The sequence below is a fragment of the Capilliphycus salinus ALCB114379 genome (assembly GCF_047276495.1).
Classification (GTDB): domain Bacteria; phylum Cyanobacteriota; class Cyanobacteriia; order Cyanobacteriales; family Microcoleaceae; genus Capilliphycus; species Capilliphycus salinus.
In genome coordinates this window covers 175373-193956 of record NZ_CP178543.1, presented here as the reverse complement: position 1 = coordinate 193956, position 18584 = coordinate 175373, and the positions used below count along the sequence as shown (strand labels likewise).

Below are 18584 nucleotides of genomic sequence, written 5' to 3'. Positions count from 1 at the left end.
GTTCTGAAGATTCAAAAAAGAATTTCAACCTTAATTACTGTTTTAAATTATTCGGGTTTTAAAGATGTCTATTGAATGGCAAACGGCGAAAACTTACGAAGATATTCTGTATCACAAGGCGGATGGAATTGCTAAAATTACCATTAATCGTCCTCACAAACGCAATGCTTTCCGTCCCCAAACGGTGAATGAGCTTTATAATGCGTTTAGTGACGCTCGCGAAGATACTCAAATTGGGGTGGTTTTGCTGACCGGAGCGGGGCCGCATACCGATGGTAAATATGCCTTTTGTTCCGGCGGAGATCAAAGCGTGCGGGGAGAAGCCGGCTATATTGATGAAGCCGGAATTCCCCGTTTAAATGTGTTAGATTTACAGCGATTAATTCGGTCAATGCCGAAAGTTGTGATTGCGTTGGTGGCGGGTTATGCCATTGGAGGCGGTCATGTTTTACACTTGGTTTGTGACCTGACGATTGCCGCAGATAACGCTATTTTTGGGCAAACCGGGCCGAAAGTTGGCAGTTTTGACGGCGGGTTTGGTGCCAGTTATATGGCGCGAATTGTTGGGCAGAAAAAAGCCAGAGAAATTTGGTTTTTATGTCGCCAGTATAACGCTCAAGAAGCTTTAGAAATGGGGTTGGTTAATTGTGTGGTTCCCGTTGAACAATTAGAAGCTGAAGGCGTTCAATGGGCGAACGAAATTTTAGAGAAAAGTCCGATAGCAATTCGATGTTTAAAGGCGGCGTTTAATGCCGATTGTGATGGTCAAGCCGGTTTGCAAGAACTTGCGGGAAATGCCACCCTGTTGTATTATATGACCGAACAGGGTGCAGAAGGAAAACAAGCATTCTTGGAAAAACGAAAGCCGAATTTCCGTCAATATCCTTGGCTTCCTTGAAATTTAGGGGCGGGCTGAGAGAAGTTTATTTCTTGGAGAATAATATAACCGCCCGCCATGACTGGAGTCTATCTTGAAAAGAGTGACGTCAATGAGTCATCTTAAATTGAGAGTAAATGACCTGTGATGGTTGAAAATTTGTTTTTTTAATGTTGAACGGAATTAAAACACGCGCTCGGTGAAGGACTGTTGTTGAGTTGAACCCCAGTACCCACTTTTAAGTAATAGGTTACTCAGTGACAAGGAAAATATCAAGAGGGTGTTGGTTTCACCTCAAACACTAAACAGCAACGGGGACAGTCTCGGGTATGGCTTCGGTTTTTTGGGGTAAAACGACAATTTTGTGGGCTTCTTCCCAAGACATCGAAAACGCCAGCATCGCGAGGTTACAAGCCTTCCATCCTCCTTTGACGGGAACGTGAAGCTGGCTACAGTTTCCACCTCGTCGGCCTTCTGGTGTGTAATGTTGGCAGCAGCGACAGCATGAGGTTGAAGTGTGTGAGGCTTCCATGAGGTTCTCCTGTGGGATCTCGATTTGATATTCTTTATTCTCATCGATAGACGAACCTCTATTAATGGTCGATCAATCATTATTCCGCCTGAGTTTGAGCGATCCCCAACCCACAACTGAATTTTATGTTTTTTTTATATTCGGTTTATAAACAGATACAATTAAACCCCCAAATATTGAGAAGTGTAAATCGAGGCAAACTGGGACATCAACCAGGTAAACCAGATGGGGATCAAGCCAAACACAGAGAGATAAAAGACAAGTAAAAGTGTAAAAAGAGATTTAGACATCCCGCTTTGGGTAGAAAGAATGGTAAAATGTGAAGGATAAAATTTATCTCCTGGGACAGATCCGAAAGGGGAGAGCGGACAGTCTCCGAGTTAGAAAGTCGGAGCAGTTTCCGTAATCAAAAATTGCCACCCGGACAAACCGAGAATTTACCGGTTGATCTCCAAGAATATCCCCACTACAGATGAAGGCGCTGTTGGCTAAAACACATGGCACAAACAGACCAACGCTGCAATTCTCCGGTCGGCGTCGGACAGTGACACTGAGGACATTCAGGTAAAGAATGCGATCTCCGTTGAATCCTTTCCGCCCAATTTTGAAAAGCCGCCTCAGGGGTAGCCGCAACCGGAGAAACTTCAGTCGAGGGAGACGGAAGATTTTGAACAAAACTCGGATGCTGGGGGGACTCGTCGGGAAAACGATCCTCAGATCCCGAAAAATCGGGTTGAGAGTGCCACAGAGCGGCAGAAAACTTGATATCATTCAAAGGATTAGAAAGTCTTTGATTTAACCGTCGAAGCATCTGCGATCGCTTCAAGGTAAGCTGCTGTGACCAACTGGCGCCGGAAGTCGCAACCTGCAAAACTCCCCGACTCAGAGAAATCGGTCGAGAGTGAGCGATCGCCATTTGACCGACCACAGTAGGCCAAAGATCAACAATGGATTGGAACTGCTGCTGTTCGGGCGTTAAAAGCTGAACTTGCAAACGACCTAAAATCTGATTGAGCGATTGAAACATTATCCGTATAAAGAAACTCAACCCTTAAGAGCTACTAATATTATTTTCAAGCCAACATTAAAAACTGCAAGGAGTTCCCCGAATGAGTCAATCATCTGTCGTCAACAGTTCCAAATCTAAAGATTCCCTTCCACCCGTACTAAAAGGCGTCTTGGGGAGTCTAGATGTTGAACTCGAAGACGAACTGTCGAGATATCGACGCTATCGACGCGCCCAAACTCCCACCCCTTCGGTAAAACCCTCCAATTCCTACACGCAAAAACCCTCAGAAGTGTTGTCAGTCTCCGAAGGCGAAAACAACATAGAACCGAGTTCGGCACCTAAACCCCAGTCTAAACCCTCGGGTTCCAAAACCCCATCGGGTTGGGAAGCGGTCGTTGTACCGGAATCGGCACCTTTGGCCCGACGTTCGGCGACCCGGGTACAGTCCGAACCCGATCAAAGCGCTTCTTCGTTCAGTTCATCTTCAAGCAGTAGCCTTCAACCAGACGGGTATCTGGAATCTTCTCAAAATTTAGTTAAAAGTTTAGAAGAACGCAGGGCTAGACGTCGCCAACGGAGTTGGGCGGCGAGTTTATTGACTCCGGTGGGAATTGGTTCGATGCTGCTGTTTTTGTTATCCTGCATTGGTTTGGGCTACGTGGTGATGTCGCCGTCGGGAATGGCAACTTTGGGGTTAAATCGCTGGTTTAATAAATTGAACCCCAACGCCCAAACCGCAGGGGAAAACGGCGATGAAAATACTGTCGTTGAACCCATCGAACCCCAGCCGAACTTAGCCGCACGCGAGTTTGTCGATCTGGACTTAAACACACTCAGCAATATTAATCCCAGTCCCAATCCGATCCCAACTCCGGCGACTCCAACTCCGCCTTCGGCCGGTAGCCCGAGTTTAACACCTCCGAGTCCCTTACCGAGCGGTCCGGGAATGAACAACCTGACCAATGAATTGTTACCCGAACCGGTTCCGCCTACGCCGACCCCCCAACCCACACCCACGCCGACAGCAGCCGCTCCCACTGTCACCCCGACCCCGGCCGCCGGAGCCGCGACCAAACCCAACACCGATCCCGTTAGAGCCAACGATAATTTGTATTATGTGGTCACACCGTACAGCAATGAGCGATCGCTGGAAAAAGCCCGAGAAGTGGTACCGGATGCCTACGTGCGAGAGTTTAAAACCGGGGTAAAAGTGCAAATGGGGGCTTTGGATAATCCACAAGGCGCCAAACAGTTAGCCGAAGAACTGCGGGTTCAAGGAATTTCCGTGCAGTTTGATACCCCGAGAACGGCAGAATAAGCTGTTAGCCATCATTTGATCATCACCAATTTCTCAGACCCGATACCCATTTCCACCAATGCAGTTTAAATGTACAACAGCCTAGTTTTAAAGAGATATTATGGGACTTTTTAACCGCATTTGGCGAATTATTCGCGCCAATATTAATAGTTTGATTAGCCAAGCCGAAGATCCGGAGAAAATTCTCGAACAAACGGTGATGGATATGCAGGAGGACTTGGTGCAACTCAGACAGGCGGTGGCTCAAGCAATAGCCACCCAAAAACGCACCGAACGACAGTGTTCTCAGACGAAAACCACCGCCGAAGAATGGTACAGACGGGCGCAACTGGCGCTACAAAAAGGCGAAGAAGGACTCGCCCGAGAAGCTTTAACTCGTCGCAAGTCTTATCTAGAAACGGAAGCGGCTATGTCTGCTCAACTCGAACAGCAAGGTCAAGTTGTCGAACAGTTGCGGCAAAATATGCGAAAGCTAGAGAGTAAAATTAGCGAGGCGAAGGCGAAAAAAGACTTGTTTATTGCTCGGGCGCGAAGTGCGAAGGCTTCTGAAAAACTCAATGAGATTTTAGGCAATACCAGCACCGGCGGCGCCATAAATGCCTTTGAACAGATGGAAGATCAGGTGATGCAGCTAGAAGCCCGTTCTCAGGCGATCGCGGAACTCTCAGCCAGCGATATCGAAAAACAGTTTGATGCACTCGAAAGCAACGATAATGATGTTGATGCGGAGTTGGCGGCGATGAAAGCCAAAATGTTACCCGCCAATAGGGAACAGGGAACAGGGAACAGGGAACAGTGAAAACAGTTATCAGTGACCAGTTATCAGTGACCAGTGTTTTCCCGACTCGGTGACTCCCGAACTTCTGCTTAATCAATACCTGAAAAAAATTCAGTATCGAGCAAGAGGGCGAGATCCGGTAACAGAGTTAAACTGGAGGTAGTAGCAAGTAGCGGTTGCCCAAAGCTAACTGATAATCTAAAAGTAGGTTAACGTCGTCAACCTGCTGCAATTAACTTTATAAATCGTTCAAGGAAAAACAGCGTTATGGGACTATTCGATCGGATTAGCCGTGTCGTGAGAGCGAATCTAAACGATGTGGTCAGCAAGGCTGAAGATCCCGAGAAGATCTTAGAGCAAACTGTTATTGATATGCAGGAAGACCTGGTGCAACTGCGTCAGGCCGTCGCTCAGGCGATCGCTTCTCAAAAACGCAGCCAGCAACAATATAATCAATATCAGTCTCAAGCCAACCAGTGGTTATCTCGCGCTCAACTGGCCCTGCAAAAGGGAGATGAAAACCTCGCCCGAGAAGCTTTGCAGCGCAAGAAAAGCTATGAGGAGCAAGCCAACACCATTAAGGCTACTCTCGACCAACAAACGACCCAAGTTGATACTCTTAAACGCAATTTAATTCAGCTAGAGAGCAAAATCTCCGAAGCCAAAACCAAGAAAAATATGCTCAAGGCTCGGGCGCAAGCGGCCAAGGCAAACGAGCAGTTGCAGGGAATGATGAGCGGTATCGATCCCGGTCGGGGAATGGCCGCTTTTGATCGCATGGAAGAAAAAGTTCTGCAAATGGAAGCAAGATCTCAAGCAGCAGGAGAATTGGCGGGTTCAGACTTAGAAAGTCAGTTTAAAGCGCTCGAAGCCGGAAGCGGCGTCGATGATGAGTTAGAAGCGCTCAAAGCCAATATGCTCGGCCCTGGCAAAACTCAAGGTTCACTTCCTGCCGGTGAAACCAATTCTGCTCCCCAAACTTCCGCCCAAAAATCTGAAGTTGATAGCGAGTTGGAAGAGTTACGCAAGCAACTTGATAATTTGTAGGAGAGGATTTTATTGGGAGTTGCGAGACTGCATTTCATTCTAGCTTTTACTCGGGCGTTTGTTCGGGTGTCTAATAAATGGCTCACTTGACGCTGATATGAAGTAGAAACCAATCGCAAGTTGCAAGGGGAGTTAACTGGTTTTATACAGGTCGTTCGCTTGTCAACTTGCTGCATTTAACTGTATAAATCATTCAAGGATAAACAGTATTATGGGACTACTCGATCGCGTCGGCCGTCTGATCAGAGCCAACCTGAACGATATCATCGAGAAAGCCGAAGATCCCCAGAAGATCTTGGAGCAAGCTATTATTGATATGCACGAAGATGTGATCAAACTCCGTGAGGCTGTGACTCTGGCGATCGCGTCTCAAAAGCGCAGCCAGCAGCAGTACAATCAATATCAATCTGAAGTCAATAATTGGCAGTCTCGCGCTCAATTAGCATTGCAAAAGGGAGATGAAAACCTCGCCCGAGAAGCTTTGCAACGCAAGAAAAGTTATCAGGAGCAAGCCAATATTATTAAAGTTGCTCTCGATAGTCAAACGGCTCAAGTTGAGACTCTCAAGCGCAACTTAATTCAGCTAGAGAGTAAAATTTCTGAAGCCAAGACTAAGAAAGAGATGCTTATTGCTCGCAAACGAGCAGCAGACGTTAATAAGCAGTTGCAGGACTTGATTAATGGTATAAATACCACAGGCTCGATAGCCGCTTTCGAGCGCATGGAAGAAAAAGTTCTGGTAGCCGAAGCCCGTTCTCAGGGTCTTGCAGAATTAGCCGGTGCGGACTTAGAAAGTCAGTTTCAAGCGCTCGAAGCCGGAAACGGTATCGATGACGAGTTAGAAGCGCTCAAGGCCCAAATGCTTGGCGGTTCGGCTCAACCTCAAGGTCAACTTCCCGCAGGTGAAGCGCCTGCTGCTCCTGAGACTCAACCCCAAAAACCTAAAGTGGATACGGAGTTGGAAGAATTACGTCAAAAACTCCAAAAAATTTAATTAGGCGGGTGTTGGGAGTTGTTAGAAAAGATTGAACTCTGGCTCTCTGTCAGCAATATGTTCCGGTTTTGTGAATATCACGAACTTGGCACCGATAGAGAGCCATTGTTACCCCTTATCCTCGGAATAGATGCTCGGGAAAAATTCCAGAAAAAACTTGAACTTTAGGGGGGAAATCAGGAATAATAGGTCAGAGTCGAGTCATTGGCAGGCAATGACTTATCGGTTGTTTCACTATTCAACCCATCCATCGTTTTTAAAGTCAAAAATGTCTAAAGTTCGTTTGCTGATTCTGAGTTCCTTTTCTGCCGGGTTTGGTTTGTGTTCCATTGTCTTTTCGATTTTTACAATGGCTTCCGAGTTGAGCTTTGGAACAATGTTTAGGTTTTTATTGACTGCTATTTTTTTCGGAATCAATCTTTTGTTTACCGTTCATTACTATGTTGTCATGCTCAAAGACTTGAGGCGGTTATCTCGCGCTCAAAATGAAATTAAACGGATTACACCGATGTTTTAACTGACTCTATTTTAGCACACCGATCACTTAATAAGACTTGGAATTATGTTTGATTTTCTTAATCCTATTCTGGGGCGGCATCCCGAACAAGTTAAAGCAAATGTTGAAATTTACACTTGGCAAACTTGCCCCTATTGTATCCGAGCCAAGCTGTTATTATGGTGGAAAGGGGTTAATTTCACCGAGTACAAAATCGACGGCGATAATACCGCCCGAAACCAAATGGCGGAACGAGCAAACGGACGGCGAACGGTTCCCCAAATTTTTATTAATAATCAACATATTGGCGGATGTGATGATATTTATCAACTCAATGGCGAAGGAAAGTTAGATCCGCTGTTGGCTGAAACAGCAACCGCCTAAACGTCTAATTCTGCTGCAAATTTATTCAGTGTATTTAGGCGCCATTGTGCGTCTAATTTTCGGTTTGTGGGAATTTCTAACACTCGAATTCCTGCTTTTGGTAGGGGGTTTAGTAGCTGTTTGAGTTGTTCCCAAGACTGGATTTTTTGATAGTTTACTCCGTAGGTTGTGCAGAGTTGAGCAAAATCAATATCCTGAGGAGTTGCAAAATAATCTTCAAATGGGGGATTAAATTCGGCGATGGGTAATAGTTCAAAAATACCGCCTCCGTTGTTATTAATTAACAGAATGGTTAAATGTCCGATGAATTTGTTTCGCAGTAAAAAGCCGTTGGTATCGTGAAGTAGTGCCAAATCACCTGTTAGTAAGACGCTACTTTGTTGGCGGTGGGCGATGCCTAAAGCGGTGGATAATGTGCCATCAATTCCGTTTGCACCCCGATTAAAAAAGGGTTGAATTTGTAGAGAATTGGGCTTCCAGAAAAATTCTACATCTCTGACGGGCATACTATTGGCTATAAATAAGGGCGTTTTTTCGGGTAAAATTTGCGGCAACAGCCAAGAAAGTTTGGGTTCGGTTAATTGTTCAAAGGTTATCATTTTTTTATCTATATTTTCCCTAACAATCAATTCTGCATTTTGCCAAAGTTCGAGATATTTTTTATTAGTATTTTTGGGTTGAATATCTGATAAACTGGCAGCAATGTCTTCTATAGAACACCGCAAATGAACGGCTAAACTGTGGAGAGAATTGAGGTTTTGATAAGTTTTATCGATGATAAAGGTTTCGGGGGAAAGGCTTCCTAACCAGCTTCTTAGTTGTTTGCTGGTCGGTAAATCTCCAATTTGAATTACAATTTTTGGGGCGAGTTTTTCGGCACAGTTTTGATTGCGTAAAATCAGGTCATAAGTTGAAATTAAATTGGGGTTATTTTCGGCAAAATTTCTCACGGGTGAGAGTCCCTCCGCCAACAGGGGCCAGTTTAAAAATTGACAGAGTTTAGCAACCGCTTGACTGTATAATTGGGGAGACTGAGGTTGAGCAACTCCGGCAATAATTAAGCCTTGTTTACAAGATTGCCATTTTTCGAGATAAGGGTTTAAATTGGGGGTAAAGTTCGGGGGTTGTTCGCCAGAAACATGGGCAAAAAAATCGGAAGGAAATGTTGTTTTTAATCCCAAAGCTGCGGCTTCGGGGACGGGAATTAAGGGATCGCGAAATGGACAATTCAAATGAACGGGTCCGGGTATCGGAACCCGCGATCGCTCCCATCCATAAATTAGGGTTTGTCGCAGGTAAGATAATATTTCAAGTTCTAAAGAAGGGGTTGCCAATTCGGTCTGAAAAGTGGGATAATTACCGTATAATTTAACTTGATCGACGGTTTGTCCGGCGTGACAATTCCGTAATTCTGGCGGACGATCTGCGGTTAAAATTAATAACGGAACTCGACTTTCTCGGGCTTCAATAACAGCCGGATAAAAGTTCGCGCCGGCGGTTCCCGAAGTACAAACCAGAACCGTTGGTAAACCCAAATTTTTAGCAATTCCCAAGGCAAAAAAAGCGGCCGAACGTTCATCTAAAACGGGAATGGTTTCGATTTTTGGATGTTGGGAAAAGGCAAAAGTTAGAGGCGTCGAACGGGAACCGGGGCTGAGAATAGCGGTGGTTAATCCCAGTTGAAATAAGGTTTCAACAATAATCGAAGCCCAAACGGTATTTGTATTGCGAAAGTCGCTCATAAATCGATTATACTGAAGTGAACAAATCTATAGTATTATAGATGCGGAACTGTGGAACACTTGGAAAGGCAAAAAAAGATTATAAACAGATTTTTACAAGGAAAAACAGATGGTAGGGGCGGGTTCACATCCATTTGTAACTTCCCACAGACAATCTAACTAAACCCGCCCTGACTCCAGATAAATTTTACGGTCAAACTATCTATAAATTCTCTTAAAAATTATGACTTTTGTAGGATTACACATTCATAGCGATTATAGCCTGTTAGATGGAGCCTCTCAATTACCCCAATTAATTGAGCGGGCGGTTGAGTTAGGAATGCCTGCGATCGCCGTCACCGATCACGGGGTTATGTACGGGGCAATTGAGTTAATTAAACTCTGTCGAACTAAAGGAATTAAACCCATTATTGGCAATGAAATGTATGTCATCAATGGAGATGTCACCCAACAGCAACGGGGTCTAAAAAAATATCATCAAGTTGTCTTGGCAAAAAATACACAGGGCTATAAAAACCTCGTTAAACTGACGACAATTTCCCATTTAAAAGGATTTCAAGGCAAAGGTATTTTTGCCCGTCCTTGCATCAATAAAGAGCTTTTAGAACAGTATCACGAAGGGTTAATTGTGACAAGCGCCTGTTTGGGGGGCGAACTTCCCCAAGCGATTTTACAGGGACGTTTAGATGTGGCGAAGAAAACCGCCAAATGGTATAAAAAAGTATTTGGAGAAGATTATTATATAGAAATACAGGATCACGGTTCGCCCGAAGATCGAATCGTCAACGTAGAATTAGTTAAAATAGCCCGAGAATTTGACATTAAAATTGTCGCAACCAACGACTCTCACTTTATTTCTTGCTACGATGTAGAAGCCCACGATGCGCTACTTTGTATTAACACCCAAAAACTGATTACCGAAGACAAACGGATGCGTTATTCGGGAACTGAATATTTAAAATCCGCCGAAGAAATGGCGCTGTTATTTCGCGATCATTTACCCGATGATGTGATTCAAGAAGCGATAGCAAACACCCTAGAAGTTGCCGCAAAAGTTGAACCCTACACCGGAATTTTGGGCGAATCTCGCATTCCCGATTATACCATTCCACCCAATCATACAGCCGATACTTACTTAGAAGAAGTCGCTTGGAAAGGTCTAATAGAAAGAATAAAAGACCAAATCAAAATTCAGACTCGTTCAGAAATTCCCCCCGTTTACAAAGAGCGCTTGGAATACGAACTAAAAATGATGCAAAAAATGGGATTTTCAACCTATTTTTTGGTTGTTTGGGATTATATTAAATTTGCCCGAGAGAATGGAATTCCCGTCGGTCCGGGTCGAGGTTCTGCTGCGGGTTCGCTGGTGGCTTATGCTTTAAGAATTACAAATATTGATCCGGTTCATCACGGGTTATTATTTGAGCGTTTTTTGAATCCTGAACGTAAATCTATGCCGGATATTGATACCGATTTTTGTATTTCTAGACGGGATGAAATGATTCGGTATGTAACGAATAAATATGGGGAAGATAAAGTCGCTCAAATTATAACATTTAACCGCATGACTTCCAAAGCGGTTTTAAAAGATGTCGCCCGAGTGTTGGGAATTCCCTATAGTAAATCCGATCAAATGGCGAAATTAATCCCGGTTGCGAGAGGAAAACCCGCCAAATTAAAAGTAATGATTTCCGACGAAACTCCCTCTCCGGAATTTAAAACCGCCTATGAAACCGAAGAAGTTGATATCAAAAATGAGACGGGAGAAATCGTCGGAAAAATACCCGTTCGTCAGTGGATAGATATGGCAATTCGTATCGAAGGAACCAACAAAACCTTCGGGGTTCACGCTGCGGGTGTGGTAATTTCTAAACAGTCTCTCGATGAGATTGTACCGTTACAAAAAAATAACGATGGGGCGGTAATTACTCAATATTTTATGGAAGATATTGAGGCGTTGGGACTGTTGAAAATGGACTTTTTGGGGTTAAAGAACCTGACGATTATTCAGCGAGTTGTTGACCTGATTCAGAAAAATAAAAAAATTGAAATAAAACCCGATCAACTTCCTTTCGACGAACGCAAAGCCTGTCAAATCTTAGCAAAAGGAACAGTAAAAAAACTTCCTCCCGACATCCAGCAAACTTATAAATTATTAGAAAGAGGAGATTTAGAAGGGGTATTTCAGTTAGAATCTTCGGGAATGCGGCAAATTGTTCGGGATTTAAAACCGTCTAATATTGAGGATATTTCGTCGATTTTAGCCCTCTACCGACCCGGACCATTAGATGCGGGATTGATTCCCAAATTTATCGATAGAAAACACAAAAGAGTTCCCATTGAATACGAACATCCGTTGTTAGAATCGATTTTACAAGAAACCTACGGGATTCTCGTTTATCAAGAACAAATTATGAAAATGGCGCAAGATTTGGCGGGGTATTCGTTGGGTCAGGCGGATTTATTGCGTCGGGCGATGGGGAAAAAGAAACTATCAGAAATGCAGAAACAAAGAGAAGCATTTATTGATGGGGCGACTAAAAATGGTGTTAGCAAACAAATCGCCGAACATTTATTCGATCAAATGTTAGCATTCGCGGAGTATTGTTTGAGTTATGATACCGAAATTTTAACGGTTGAATACGGCCCTCTACCCATCGGTAAAATTGTAGATGAAAAGATAGAATGTACGGTTTTCAGTGTGGATAAAAATGGTTTTGTTTATACTCAACCTATCGCCCAATGGCACAATCGAGGAAAACAAGAAGTCTTTGAATATTGTCTAGAAGATGGTTCAATTATTCGGGCGACAAAAGATCATAAGTTTATGACAATGGATAATCAAATGCTACCCATCGATGAGATTTTTGAAAAAGGGTTAGAATTAAAACAGGTTAATCCAGATTCGGTATAATTAAAGTTAAAATTATGAACTATAACCAACTTGATCTTCAAAAAAAGCAAGAAATTATACTTGCTTTTAAACAAGGTATGGAGTGCCGTCTCATTCCCAGTTATTTGGGAGTTAGTGAAAGGGCTGTTGCCCGAGTCCTAAAAGAAGAAGGAGTAAATACTAAGCGAAGAAATCGCTATAGTTTGAATGAAACTTATTTTGATAAAATTGACTCTCAAACCAAAGCTTATTTAGTAGGTTTATTGGCCGCTGATGGCTGTGTAACAAAAACTAATTATGTGGCTTTTGAGTCAATTGATAGAGAACTTACTGAACTCCTAAAGGCTGAACTAGAGTATTCCGGTGAAATTAGAATAATTCAGCCTAAAGATTATGCTCCTCACTATCGGATTAACTTTTCTTCTCAAAAAATCGCTCATGCTTTGTATAATTATGGAATACAACCCGGACGAACTTCTTCTGGACTATACTACTTTCCACCTGATGAATATTTAGGAGCTTACCTTTTAGGATATTTCGATGGCGATGGTTGTGCTTATGTCAACTTGGGTAGAAGTGGAGGTGTAGTTTGTATTGTTGGTTCTTTTGAATTTACTTGTGAACTGGCTAACCTGCTAAGTATGGGTTCAATAGTACAACATTCTTTAAAAAAAGTTTATTATTGGAGAATATTCAGCTATACAAACATCCAAAAATTCTATAAGATCATTTACAATGATTTTTCTTTAGGATTAAAACGAAAAAGGCTCAAAATAGAACAGATTTTAAGGAGTTACAAACATGGTTAAAATTGTTAGTCGAAAGTCTTTAGGCAGCCAAAGCGTTTATGATATTGGTGTCGAAAAAGATCATAACTTCCTGCTGAAAAATGGTTCGATAGCCTCTAACTGCTTTAACAAATCCCATTCGATGGCTTACGGGTTTGTTACCTATCAAACTGCCTATCTCAAAGCGAATTATCCCGTTGAATATATGGCGGCGTTACTCACCGAAAATAGCGATAATACAGACAAAGTTCAAAAATATATTGATTCCTGTCAGCGCAGTTTAAATATTAAAGTTATCGCGCCCGATGTAAACCGTTCCGAAGTCGATTTTACGCCGTTTGAGGGTCAAATTATCTTCGGTTTATCTGCGATTAAAAATGTAGGGGAAGCGGCGATAGAGAATATTTTAGAAGCGCGTAAAAAAGACGGAGAGTTTAAAGATTTACCCGATTTTTGTAGTCGAGTTAGCTTGCAAACTGTCAACAGTCGCGCTTTAGACTCTTTAATTAAATGCGGGGCGTTGGATAGTTTGATTACCAATCGAAAACAGGCGATTGAACACTTAAATTTGTTAATTCCTTGGGCGCAAAAGAAAGCCAAAGATAGAGAAATTGGTCAGGGGAATATTTTTGATTTGTTAGGAGAAACCACCAAAAGCAGTTCACACGAAGACGCTCCCAAACCGCCAAAAATTGATGATTTTCCGACCAAAGATAAGTTACAATTTGAGAAAGAATTGCTCGGTTTCTATGTTTCCGAACATCCCCTCAAATCTATTATTCAAATCAATACCGAAGAAGATGCCATTACTTTACAAGATTTGAGCGAACACAATGGAAAAAAGGTAAAAGTTTTTTTGATGATTGTAGAAATCAAAAATCACGTTACCAAAAAAGGCGATCAAATGGCTTTTCTACAAGTCGAAGATCTCAGCGGACAAGCGGAAGCAATTGTTTTCCCCCGCACCTATCAGGAGGTTAAAGGGTGTCTGGAAACAAACAAATCTTTATTGGTCACGGGTAAAGTTGATAAGCAGGAGGATAAAATTCAGCTTATCATTGAAGAAATGAAATCAGTTGAACACCTCTTAGAAACTGTGAAACCCACCGAAAATAAACGCTCCGTTAGACTAGACCTCACACCGGAAGAAATCGAACGGGGGGGAATTCTAGATAACCTGAAAATGATTTTCCAGGAATACAGAAGCAATGAGAGTCAAACAAAATACCCTGTAGAAGCCATCATCTCTAACCAATATTTAGTGCGATTTGGTTCTCGGTTTTGGGTAGAAGATCCGGAGGGAATTGTTGAACGCCTCAAAAGCAGTCAATTTAAAGCGAGTATTTTTAACGAGGATTAGGTGGCGAGTTTATCGAGTTCTCCTAAGAGTTTATCAATCCCGGCGTTTGATTCAAAAAAGGAAAATAAATGTTGATAACGAAGTATTCCGTCTCGATCTAAAACAAACTGACCGGGTAAAGGCGCTCCCAACGCCTGACCTAATTTATAGCGTCTAAACGTCTTACAACTGGGGTCGGACAATAAGGGCATTTTCACACCCAAATCTTTAACCACCGTTTGGCTTTGTTGTTCGTCGGTGCTGGTAATCATCAACACCTCAACCCCCCGCTGTACAAACTCCTGATAGCGTTCGTTGAGCGCCTTAATATGGGGGTAACAGAGGGGACAATATTGCTTTTCGGTAAAAATCCGAGTAAACGCCAAAACAACGGGACAATTTCCCCGGTAGTTGGACAAACGAACCGCCTGACCGTTGGTAATATCTGGCAGTTCAAAATCCGGTGTTTTTAAACCCATTTGTAGATAATAGGTCGCCGGAATCGGTAAAAAATTATTGAAAAAGCGGCGATTGAGTAAGCCACTAAAATCAGTAGACGTCAGCATAATTTCCACAAGTTAACAACGAAAGAAGGAGTGGGGTGACGGGTCAAAGACAACCGTTATCTATATATACAATTGTCTCTGATTTTCCCATCCCCATCACTCATTCTCAAGGATTAACTTAGATTAAACCGCCGCAAAGAAGTCTTTAGACTTAACGGGGTCAGGAATCATGGTCTTTTCACCCGGTTTCCAACCCGCAGGACAAACTTCATCCGGGTTGGCTTGTACATACTGGATGGCTTGCAGGGTGCGGAGGGTTTCATCAACGTTGCGACCAAAGGCGAGGTTGTTGATGGTGGCGTGTTGGATAACGCCTTCTTTATCGATGATAAACAGACCCCGCAGGGCGATTCCGGCTTCGGGATCTAAGACGTTGTAAGCCGCACTGATTTCTTTTTTGATATCAGAAACCAGGGGATATTTTAAGTCACCGACTCCACCGGATTTGCGATCGGTTTGAATCCACGCTAAGTGAGAAAATTCGCTGTCAACGGAAACACCCAGGATTTGGGTATTGAGTTGGGTGAATTCTTCGGCGCGATCGCTAAATGCTGTTATCTCAGTGGGGCAAACAAAAGTGAAGTCCAACGGATAGAAGAAAAGGACGACATATTTGCCGCGATAGTCAGACAACTTGATGGTTTTGAATTCTTGATCGATGACAGCAGTTGCGGTAAATTCGGGTGCAGGTAAACCAACGCGAATGCACTCTTCTGCCATAACGTATTTCTCCTTGACTTTCTCTACGATGATGTCCGACTCAATTCGATCGGGAAGTGAATCCTCTGGATACTTCCTCGGGTTTACGAATTGTTACGAGAATATCATACTCGAAATGACTACAACTTCGCAACCAATCAAAAAAGGACGATCTGAGTTTGAACAGATCCGCCCTTTTTTTCAGTATTAGATGGCTCCGGCTGGATTTGAACCTGCGACCTTGGGCTTATGAGTCCCCTGCTCTAACCACTGAGCTACGGAGCCAGACGTTCATCAACGATTTTTAACTATAGCACAACCGATTGGAATCTTGCAAGCCTTTTTTGGGTTAAATTTTTGGCGTTCCAACTGGGGGGTCTTCAGTCACCAGTCACCCTTCGGGTTCAGCAGTCGCTCTCTTGCAAACTGTGCTTCTGACGGAAACCGCGCCCGTCGCAAGGAACGCGCTCATGGGGGAAACCCGCGCAAGCCCTCGCTGCAACACCTGTGACCAGTCACCAGTTTTACAGTCACCAGTCGCCAGTCACGAGTTATCAGTGTTTACTCTTGAGTGTTCACTGTGGACTGGTCACTTATCACTGGTCACTGGTCACAGGTGTTGCACTGCGTTGCTCTGGTTCCCAGAGTTGTAGCAACGGATGTTCCCGAAGGGTGACTGTTCACTGTCTCCTGACTCCTAACTCCTGACTCCTAACTCGGTGACTTCATGACTCCTGACTTGGTGACTTTTCCGACCCGCCCCCTCAACGGTCTAACGTTGGGAAAGATTATCCCGTTCGCTCGGAAGCAGAGCCATCGGATTGACAGCACCCTGTCCGGAAGGATGAATCTCAAAATGCAGGTGGGGGCCTGTACTTCTGCCCGTGCTGCCCATTTCCGCAATTTGATGACCCTGAGCCACCTTTTGACCCTCGCTAACCAGAACGCGACTGTTATGAGCGTAAAGGGTTAAACTGCCATCGGGATGCTCAATTTCCACCAAATTACCAAAACCGCCACTATTCCATCCGGCATATGTTACCACACCGGGAGCGGCCGCAAAAATCGGCGTGCCAATGGGAGCGGCAATATCAATCCCCCGGTGCATCCGACCCCAACGCCAACCGTAACCCGAGGTTAAAATCCCTCGACTCGGCCAAATATAGCCGGTAAACCGCATTGTACCCCCAGGTAAATAAGTATCCGGGCCGGGGAGAGGCGGTAAATCGGGAGAAACAATCCGTCCGAGGGCGGGATTTTGCAACGGATCGTAAGCACTAGAGCCTAAAGGCGCAGTCGCCACCACCGGATCGTCATCATCGGATCGTTCGGCAACGAGTTCTTGTCCGGGTCGCAGAGAAGCGGCGCTGTTGGGCGACGTTAACGTGTCGGACTCGGCGAACTGTTCGGGAGGTTCAGTATTTCCCCCTGCGGCTTCTTTTTGCCGTTGATAAGCATCGGGGTTGAACTCCGGGTTAATCCGACGCAATAATAAAGGCTGATGCTGAGTCCGGTTAATATCCTCCTCGGGAGAAGATGGCTCAGGAGGGGTTTGTTGAGAAGCATTGGCCAACTGTTGCGCCTGCTGCATCTGATATTCTTGCCGCAGCCGGTCAACATCGGCCCGCAGACGGCTAGTATGGAGTTGAGCGGGAGAATCACCCTTAACCTCGGAAGACTTCGACTTGAGATCGACCGTTGAAGAAACCAGTTGGGCTTGCAGTTTCCCACGAGTCAAGAAAGATTCACCGCCAATGGCTGTTGGCTCGGTAATTGTACCCGAAGCTTTCATCGTCGCCAGTTCATCTAAAGAAAACTGACTTTCGGCTTCATTTTGGGGAGTCAGGGTATAAGGTTGGACTCGGCTAAACTGATTGCCAATCCGTTTTAAGGTTTTGGACTCATTCGGCTCGGAAAGTTCAGATGCGATCGCCGGATTTCCGTTAGCCGACTGATTCAATCTTGAACCCTTGTTTTCGAGTCCGGAAACCGACTGATCTCCTGATACAGATTCCGATGCTAAATTTTGAGAATTGCCAAACTTATAGGGTTGATTTGAAGAGGGATTTTGAAAAAAAGAACGATGAGAAGCTCGTTGAGGAATTCTCAGATTTTGATTGGCTTGTATTAAGTTGGGGTCAGTGAGATTATTTGCTCGGATAATCTCCTCTACAGAGACATTATGGCGGCGGGCAATCTGAGCGAGGGTTTCTCCCGAGTTGACGCGATAGACAACTGAAACGGAGTTATCGCTTAACTCAGATTCAATCACGATCGCTCCCGGTACTTCCGGTGTAGCGTGGGGCTGACGACTACTTGTTGCCTCCGATAACGCCGAGTTGCGTTGCTCGCTTCGCCTAAAAGGAGTGGCGAAGGACTCTGATGAATCCCCTGAGTCCGGGGTGAACGCCTCACGGGAACCCGCAGAGGAGGAATCCGACTCTATAACAGAAGGTCTTGACAGCAGTGCATCGGGCTGGGATTGTGAACCGGCTACAGGAGCTTGAGACTCCGGCTCGGACAACTCGGCCACACCGGATTTTGGCGCTTTAACAGGCTCTGTTCCCTGCTGTGAATCGGAGTTAACCGAATTGGAGTTTCTGTTTAACTCCGACAAATTTCGCAGCAAAGACGGTTGCCATTCCGAATCTTGAGCCGATGCAGTTGCCTGATCTTCACCCCCTTGAGAGTTGGAAACTCCATCTGAGGTGGGCTGCATTTCCGGAGTGAGTGTCGCCACAGTCGGCACTGTCTGGGCTTGACTCCCTTCAGGCCAGAGAATACCGGAGGCAATTGCTAGACCCAAGAAAGCGGCAGAGGTGTAAGCTTTACTGCTACTGAGGAAGATTGCCTGCTGTGCAAAGACCACTTGAGCCTGTTTTTTGTTGGCTTTCGTGGCAGGTTGGTCTGAATGTGGAACTGTTCCTTTCAAAGAACGACCTCCTATGGAGAAGCGTTTAACTGTCCTTGGATAATTCAAGGGATTCAAATCAGTGATATCAATCACGTTGATAAATTGATGTATATCACTGACAGTCATCAATGCTTACGTCAGGTTACCCTGCTTTGTTGATTTCGGCAAGCGGTTTGTTTATTCTTTCTATCCCTTGAATGAGATCGAG

Annotated in this window: 16 protein-coding genes and 1 tRNA gene; 10 read left to right on the top strand and 7 right to left on the bottom strand. The window is 44.4% G+C overall.

What is annotated here, in order from left to right; all coding sequences use genetic code 11:
* The first annotated feature begins 64 nt into the window (after positions 1-64).
* A complete protein-coding gene (gene menB, locus ACL6C3_RS00890; protein ID WP_413164441.1) occupies positions 65-898 on the top strand; it encodes a 1,4-dihydroxy-2-naphthoyl-CoA synthase in 834 nt (277 codons plus the stop codon).
* 280 nt (positions 899-1178) lie between these two features.
* On the opposite strand, the gene ACL6C3_RS00885 is transcribed toward menB, so the two are convergent.
* Together ACL6C3_RS00885 and ACL6C3_RS00880 are read right to left on the bottom strand one after the other, a co-directional pair.
* Positions 1179-1409: a hypothetical protein gene (locus tag ACL6C3_RS00885; protein WP_413164439.1), complete on the bottom strand. Its 231-nt coding sequence runs from the start codon at positions 1407-1409 to the stop codon at positions 1179-1181.
* Between the two features lie 466 nt (positions 1410-1875).
* Entirely contained in the window at positions 1876-2436 is a 561-nt protein-coding gene (locus ACL6C3_RS00880; RefSeq protein ID WP_413164438.1) for a DUF721 domain-containing protein, read from the bottom strand.
* An 82-nt stretch (positions 2437-2518) separates the two neighbouring features.
* Here ACL6C3_RS00880 and ACL6C3_RS00875 point away from each other — a divergent pair, with 82 nt between their 5' ends.
* From ACL6C3_RS00875 to grxC, 6 genes are all read left to right on the top strand, one after another.
* On the top strand, positions 2519-3736 hold the full coding sequence (locus ACL6C3_RS00875; RefSeq protein ID WP_413164437.1) for a hypothetical protein: 1218 nt from the start codon (positions 2519-2521) through the stop codon (positions 3734-3736).
* 100 nt (positions 3737-3836) lie between these two features.
* Positions 3837-4535 (top strand): PspA/IM30 family protein, encoded by a 699-nt coding sequence (locus tag ACL6C3_RS00870; protein WP_413164435.1) that lies wholly within the window; start codon positions 3837-3839, stop codon positions 4533-4535.
* 246 nt (positions 4536-4781) lie between these two features.
* Complete coding sequence (locus tag ACL6C3_RS00865) at positions 4782-5561, top strand: PspA/IM30 family protein (RefSeq protein ID WP_413164434.1); 780 nt, start codon at positions 4782-4784, stop codon at positions 5559-5561.
* Positions 5562-5772: 211 nt separating this feature from the next.
* Positions 5773-6555 carry a PspA/IM30 family protein gene (locus ACL6C3_RS00860; RefSeq protein WP_413164433.1) on the top strand — a complete coding sequence of 261 codons (783 nt, stop codon included), beginning with the start codon at positions 5773-5775 and terminating at the stop codon, positions 6553-6555.
* Between the two features lie 268 nt (positions 6556-6823).
* Positions 6824-7072, top strand: a complete 249-nt coding sequence (locus tag ACL6C3_RS00855; protein ID WP_413164432.1) for a hypothetical protein — start codon at positions 6824-6826, stop codon at positions 7070-7072.
* A 45-nt stretch (positions 7073-7117) separates the two neighbouring features.
* Entirely contained in the window at positions 7118-7435 is a 318-nt protein-coding gene (gene grxC / locus ACL6C3_RS00850; RefSeq protein ID WP_413164431.1) for a glutaredoxin 3, read from the top strand.
* Here the strand turns inward: grxC and menD are convergent.
* Positions 7432-9177, bottom strand: a complete 1746-nt coding sequence (gene menD / locus ACL6C3_RS00845) for a 2-succinyl-5-enolpyruvyl-6-hydroxy-3-cyclohexene-1-carboxylic-acid synthase (RefSeq protein WP_413164430.1) — start codon at positions 9175-9177, stop codon at positions 7432-7434. The genes grxC and menD overlap by 4 nt on opposite strands.
* Positions 9178-9400: 223 nt before the next feature.
* Here menD and ACL6C3_RS00840 point away from each other — a divergent pair, with 223 nt between their 5' ends.
* From ACL6C3_RS00840 to ACL6C3_RS00830, 3 genes are read left to right on the top strand one after another with little or no spacing between them, the layout of a single operon-like run.
* Positions 9401-12091: a DNA polymerase III subunit alpha gene (locus ACL6C3_RS00840; RefSeq protein ID WP_413164429.1), complete on the top strand. Its 2691-nt coding sequence runs from the start codon at positions 9401-9403 to the stop codon at positions 12089-12091.
* A 14-nt stretch (positions 12092-12105) separates the two neighbouring features.
* Positions 12106-12879 (top strand): endonuclease, encoded by a 774-nt coding sequence (locus ACL6C3_RS00835; RefSeq protein WP_413164427.1) that lies wholly within the window; start codon positions 12106-12108, stop codon positions 12877-12879.
* Positions 12872-14218 (top strand): OB-fold nucleic acid binding domain-containing protein, encoded by a 1347-nt coding sequence (locus tag ACL6C3_RS00830; RefSeq protein ID WP_413164425.1) that lies wholly within the window; start codon positions 12872-12874, stop codon positions 14216-14218. The genes ACL6C3_RS00835 and ACL6C3_RS00830 overlap by 8 nt, the downstream gene beginning before the upstream one ends.
* On the opposite strand, the gene ACL6C3_RS00825 is transcribed toward ACL6C3_RS00830, so the two are convergent.
* The 4 genes from ACL6C3_RS00825 to ACL6C3_RS00810 form a co-directional block, all read right to left on the bottom strand.
* Positions 14215-14763 carry a peroxiredoxin family protein gene (locus ACL6C3_RS00825; protein ID WP_413164424.1) on the bottom strand — a complete coding sequence of 183 codons (549 nt, stop codon included), beginning with the start codon at positions 14761-14763 and terminating at the stop codon, positions 14215-14217. The two genes, ACL6C3_RS00830 and ACL6C3_RS00825, sit on opposite strands and share 4 nt — an antisense overlap.
* 123 nt (positions 14764-14886) lie before the next feature.
* Positions 14887-15483: a peroxiredoxin gene (locus ACL6C3_RS00820; RefSeq protein ID WP_413164423.1), complete on the bottom strand. Its 597-nt coding sequence runs from the start codon at positions 15481-15483 to the stop codon at positions 14887-14889.
* Between the two features lie 191 nt (positions 15484-15674).
* A tRNA-Met gene (locus ACL6C3_RS00815) sits at positions 15675-15747 on the bottom strand.
* A 487-nt stretch (positions 15748-16234) separates the two neighbouring features.
* On the bottom strand, positions 16235-18394 hold the full coding sequence (locus ACL6C3_RS00810; protein ID WP_413164422.1) for a peptidoglycan DD-metalloendopeptidase family protein: 2160 nt from the start codon (positions 18392-18394) through the stop codon (positions 16235-16237).
* Between the last annotated feature and the right edge of the window lie 190 nt (positions 18395-18584).